At 51.5% G+C, this 1716-nt stretch carries 1 protein-coding gene and 2 pseudogenes; 1 reads left to right on the plus strand and 2 read right to left on the minus strand.

The annotated features are described in order from the left end of the window. A pseudogene (locus tag D5S03_RS04765) lies at nucleotides 1-638 on the minus strand (alkaline phosphatase family protein); the annotation flags it as partial. A 50-nt stretch (nucleotides 639-688) separates the two neighbouring features. After that, the gene (locus D5S03_RS04770) at nucleotides 689-1276 is read right to left on the minus strand and encodes a B-box zinc finger protein (protein WP_287042820.1); all 588 of its coding nucleotides are present in this window, start codon (nucleotides 1274-1276) and stop codon (nucleotides 689-691) included. Nucleotides 1277-1588: 312 nt separating this feature from the next. Here D5S03_RS04770 and D5S03_RS04775 point away from each other — a divergent pair. Beyond that, nucleotides 1589-1716 (plus strand): annotated as a pseudogene (locus D5S03_RS04775) (deoxyribonuclease IV); the annotation flags it as partial.

The raw sequence follows: 1716 nt of genomic DNA on the forward strand, positions 1-1716 counted from the left end.
TTAAACGGGGCATCCTTCAGCCTGCCATAACTCCAGGACAGGTAGCAGGTCAGGGCTGCGGCAGTATTTATGCACTTTTCATCACCGGCTTTTTTCTCAAAGGGCATGACAGCTGAAAGAAACCTGCCGTCCAGGATGGGGTTGGAATCGGTGATGAACGGAGATACCGCTCCAGTCAGGACAAGGACCCCGAAAAGCCCCTTGGCCGGGACCAGACGGATGTGCACTCCATGTGCTGAATACCGGGCTACCCGGTCAAAGGCCTGGCCGGCATCTTCCTGGCTGGCCTCCACTTTGTCCCTGATAAGCCTTAGCTTGCCCTCTTCTTCCCGGACGCAGACAAAATGCGCCAGCACGGCCACCTGGTCCCTGTCCAGGCTTATACCGGCTCCCAGGGCCTCCAGAGCCCCCCGTCCGGGAAAATCGGCAGGGTCATACCCAAACATGGCGAAATGAGCGTTTTCGCTGGGCAGGGCCTGGCCCGGAAAACCCGCATGATAAAGTCCGTTGCAGCCTCTTGCAGCCAGGTGATCCAGGAAAGGAGTGTGCGCAGCCTGCAAGGGGGTCTGGCGGTCCAGCTCGGCAAAGCTTTTGTCCCCCAGGCCATCCAGCAGGACGAGGATGAATTTTTTGCTCATAAAGTAATCCTGAATCCGGCGACAGGGTTAAAAATCAAGCGATGCTTCTGCTATGAACCATCATAACCACACACGCCGCACCTGGGGGAGTTCATTACCGGAAGCAGCATTTCTTTTCCACACTTGTGCTTTTCAAGACAACGGGAGCATAAATAGGCCCCACCATCCTCCATCCCGCATTCATGACAGATAGACTCAGCTGTCTCACTCTGGCACACATCGCAGAGGATCTGGGGATCTTCATTTCGAGACAGAATAGTGATTTTGTCATTTTTCCTGAGTTTGCCGGGATATTCTCCAGCACAGTCGATGGCCAGGGTTGTCGAGGAGCCGAAATCATAGATATAAGACAGCCCGTGCTTCGGGGCCAGGTGCCGATCTATCCGGCTGTTCATACTCAGTTCCTCTGTTCCAAAGGGGGAACCGGCAAAGAATGCACTCATATGTCCGCAACATTCCAGCCAGATCTTTCTGAGAAATGAGTCCAGAGTGCTCAGCTTGATATCACGGTTCACCGCCAGATGCAGCCAGTATATAGAACCGCTGTAACCCTCATGGGCTTTCAGATGCAGTATACCAGGTCCTTCTTTTTTATCATCTGCTATCCGGTACAGATTTTTTTTAAGACAAGAACTCAAGTGACGTCCAATACCACGGGCAGTCAAGCCCTTTTGACAAAGACCGCAAATTGCTTCAGAGTTGTCGTTAGGCATACGTTCCTCCGTTGTTGCTGCTTGATACCTGCCCTGACTTTATCCCTTGCTCCTGCAAATTAAATCAGGGGAATGCATCCAGGAAACCAGTATAAAGATACGGCCAGACCCACACGGCCAGCCCCACTTTTTCCTTGTGCCCTTTACAAGATATGTTATATTTTATGCATCAGTAAGGTCAACTTTATAATGCCACCTTCTATAGTTAAAACTTAAATAATTCATTCTCAAAACATTATGAACGCAGCACGTTATCTGGGAGCACACTGCTCCGTGTCCGGAGGGCTTTACCGGGCTGTAGAACGTATAGAGGGGCTTTCTGGTACAGCCCTGCAGATATTCACCCGCAACCAGCGGCAGTGGAA

This window comes from Desulfonatronospira sp. MSAO_Bac3, from assembly GCF_003838035.1.
GTDB classification, from domain to species: Bacteria; Desulfobacterota; Desulfovibrionia; order Desulfovibrionales; family Desulfonatronovibrionaceae; genus Desulfonatronospira; species Desulfonatronospira thiodismutans.